Here is a 2,346-nt window from a genome sequence, read left to right as displayed (position 1 = left end):
CCGTTGGTCACGGACCGGCCCGACTTCACGGAAAGTGTGGCCGTGGTGCCGCGCGGCCGGCTGCAGGCCGAAGCCGGGTATACGTTCACGCGCACGGGCGCCCAGGAAGAGCACGCCCTGGGCGAGATCCTGCTGCGCATTCCCGCGGCGGAGCGGCTCGAGCTGCGTCTCGGGCTCAACTCGTTCGTCTGGACGCGCGGCCCGGGAGGCGACGCTGCGGGGCGGGAGGACGCGTCGCTGGGGATGAAGCTACGCCTCGCCGAGGCCCGGCCGGAAGCCGGCGTGTTCGGCCCCGGTGTGGCCGTGCTGGCCGCACTGGCCGTACCCACCGGGTCCAGCGCACTCCGGGAAGAGAACTTACAGCCTGAGGCCAAGCTGGCCCTGGGCTTCGAGCTCTCCGACCGCCTGGGGCTGTCCTCCAACCTGAACTACGCCTACGCCAGTGACGCCGGCCGCCGCTTCCACCAGCTATCGGGCAGCCTGTCCCTGGGCTACGCAGTCGCGCCGCGCCTGGGCTCCTATCTGGAAGTGTTCGGCTTCGCACCGGACGGCCCCGACGGCTCCGAGATGGCCTGCCTGAACGGCGGATTCACCTGGCTGCTTTCCCCCGATCTGCAGCTTGATGCCCGCGCTGGAATCGGGCTCAACGGCGCCCGGCCCGACTACTTCGCCGGTGTCGGCCTGGCCCGCCGTTGGTAGCCTGGCCGCTTGTTTTCACTCCTTGCTTCCACTAGCTTACCGCTTTCCGCAGAAACGCCGAACGCGCTGCCATCCGCGTCCGGTGGTCTCATCCCGGCCCTGCCGGTGCGGATTGCCAGGGTTGCAGCGAAGGAGCCGAGGATGGCCAGGAAGCTGACCAAGAAACAGATCGATCATCTCCAGCAGCGCTTGCTGCGCGAGCGGGAGCGAGCGCTCCGCTCGCTGGGGCAGTTCGACAGTCTGGCCAAGATGTCGGCGGAGCAGGCCGACTCCGACCTGTATTCTTATTCGGACCATATTGCCGACCTGGGCACCGACGCCATGGAGCGGGAAAAGATGCTGCTCTTTGCCAGTAAAGAGGGGCGCTATCTTTACCGCCTGGAAGAAGCGTTGCGGCGCATGTACCGCGACCCGGCGACCTTCGGCGTGTGCCATAGCTGCGGCAAGCCCATCGATTTCGAGCGGCTGGATGCGCTGCCCCATGCGCGCTACTGCATCGACTGCAAGCTGAAGGAAGAAGCGGACGCGGCGTAGTACACCCCCGAACAGGTGGCTGCAGCACAGAGACGGGACGGGGACGGCGCCCCGGCGGCTCACCCGCCGGGGCGCTGTCTCATTCCTCGCCTGGCCGGGCTTCGCCATGGCCGCGGGCCTCGGCCAGCAGCTTGGGCAGTGCCTGGAGGAAGGCGGAGCGGGCCAGCACGCGGTCCGCGCCGGCGCGGCGAGCGGCCTCGATGGCGCTCTTGTCCGTATGGGAGGCGAAGGCTACGACACGCAGCTCCGCTGCGCCCGACTCCTTCAGTCGCGCGATCAGCGCGGGCGGGTCGGCGGCTGCAGCATTCAGGTCCACCAGCACCAGGCGGGGAGCAGCCGCGCGCGCCCATGCGAGCACCTCTTCTGCGCGGCTGGAAACACACGCTTCCGTACTGGCCGCCGCTGCGGCGCCACGGATTCGAGAGGCGAAGATCAGGTCGGCCACCAGTGCCAGGACAGGGGCGTGGGCGGACAGGCTCTCCTCCGTCGGCGGCTTTTCGCGTGTCAATCTGCGACAGCAAGGATGAACGGGTAAGGGCCGCGATGTTATGTTGACAACTCCGCAGCGCCCCGGTAATCTTAGTGGGATTTTCGCCTCGCCACGAGGCCACTCGAGAAGGAGAGCGGATGGCGGCCGGAATGGCCCGTGCGGCGCTCGCCCGCGAGATCGCGGGTGGTCCGGACCTCATGCTGCGGGAAGCCCTGGAGTCGAACGGCCAGCGGTTCACCGACCAGCGGGCGGCTGTCTACCGCTTCCTGCTGGGCACGACCTGCCACCCCACGGCGGACGACGTCTTTACCGCCGTCCGCTGCGATATTCCCGACATCTCGCTGGCCACGGTCTACAAGTCCCTGGAAACGTTGGTTGGCTGCGGACTGGCCATCAAGCTGACCTACGGCGACGGCTCAGCCCGCTACGACGGGCGCACCGACCCTCACCCGCACGCGCGCTGCCTGCAGTGCGGCGCAGTACTGGATGTGCCCGGCCGGCTGGACGCCGCCGTCCTGGGCCGCCTCGGCCCGGTTCCCGGCTTTGCCGTCGAGGGGTATCGTCTCGAGCTGCTCGGGCATTGTGAGAGCTGCCGCGGCGCAGACTGAACGCGCGGCAGCCAT

At 68.6% G+C, this 2,346-nt stretch carries 4 protein-coding genes; 3 read left to right on the top strand and 1 reads right to left on the bottom strand.

Features of this window, described 5'->3' with window-relative positions:
• Window positions 1–699: transporter (locus HY703_04655; protein ID MBI4544464.1), on the top strand; the 699-nt coding region annotated here is incomplete at its 5' end.
• A gap of 141 nt (window positions 700–840) precedes the next feature.
• Window positions 841–1,233, top strand: coding sequence for a TraR/DksA C4-type zinc finger protein (locus tag HY703_04650; protein ID MBI4544463.1), 393 nt, complete (start codon window positions 841–843; stop codon window positions 1,231–1,233).
• Window positions 1,234–1,312: 79 nt separating this feature from the next.
• On the opposite strand, the gene HY703_04645 is transcribed toward HY703_04650, so the two are convergent.
• Window positions 1,313–1,741, bottom strand: a complete 429-nt coding sequence (locus tag HY703_04645; protein MBI4544462.1) for a response regulator transcription factor — start codon at window positions 1,739–1,741, stop codon at window positions 1,313–1,315.
• A gap of 179 nt (window positions 1,742–1,920) precedes the next feature.
• Here HY703_04645 and HY703_04640 point away from each other — a divergent pair, with 179 nt between their 5' ends.
• Window positions 1,921–2,331 (top strand): transcriptional repressor, encoded by a 411-nt coding sequence (locus HY703_04640; protein ID MBI4544461.1) that lies wholly within the window; start codon window positions 1,921–1,923, stop codon window positions 2,329–2,331.
• The last annotated feature ends 15 nt before the right edge of the window (window positions 2,332–2,346 follow it).

The sequence above is a fragment of the Gemmatimonadota bacterium genome, assembly GCA_016209965.1.
Taxonomy (GTDB): Bacteria; Gemmatimonadota; Gemmatimonadetes; order Longimicrobiales; family RSA9; genus JACQVE01.
The sequence above is the reverse complement of the archived record's forward strand: the minus strand, read 5'-3'. Positions and strand labels throughout refer to the sequence as shown.

Coding starts and splice junctions, on each gene's coding strand:
- HY703_04650 (MBI4544463.1), top strand. CDS start 841: ATGGCCAGGAAGCTGACCAAGAAACAGATCGATCATCTCCAGCAGCGC.
- HY703_04640 (MBI4544461.1), top strand. CDS start 1,921: ATGCTGCGGGAAGCCCTGGAGTCGAACGGCCAGCGGTTCACCGACCAG.